Below are 592 nucleotides of genomic sequence, written 5' to 3' on the forward strand. Positions count from 1 at the left end.
CTCCTCTCTTATCTCCGGTCTTTATCACATTGGTGTGATGCCAAAAGTTATCAACTTCATTGGTGGTGGTATTCAAAAGCTTCTTGGCATTGGTCGTGCTGAGTCTTTGTCTGCAACAGCAAACATTTTTGTCGGCACTATCGAAGCGCCACTAATGGTGAACCCCTACCTAAAGCACATGACTGATTCGCAGTTCTTTGCGGTAATGACAGGTGGTTTGGCATCAGTAGCTGGTGGTACGTTGGTAGGTTATGCCTCGTGGGGTGTCGATCTTAACTACCTTATCGCTGCTGCCTTTATGTCTGCGCCCGCAGGCTTGTTGATGGCGAAAATTCTCATGCCAGAAGATGTGAACAAAGCACCAGATATCGACATCAGCCAAGTGGAAATTCCACGCGCAACTAACGTGGTTGAAGCGTTAGCCGATGGCGCAATGGCGGGTGTTCGTATCGCTGTGTCTGTAGGTGGTACGTTGTTAGCGTTCATCAGCGTAATCGCGTTGTTGAACGGCATGCTAGGTTGGGTTGGAGACCTTATTGGTACGCCACTAAGCTTTGAGCTTATCTTAGGCTACGTATTTTCACCTGTCGCA

Annotated in this window: 1 protein-coding gene; it reads left to right on the forward strand. The window is 48.3% G+C overall.

The window, feature by feature from the left end; genetic code table 11:
* A partial coding sequence (locus R7R78_RS27965; RefSeq protein WP_225474833.1) for a nucleoside recognition domain-containing protein occupies nucleotides 1–592 on the forward strand: 592 nt, incomplete at both ends.

The sequence above is a fragment of the Vibrio sp. 2134-1 genome (assembly GCF_033339495.1).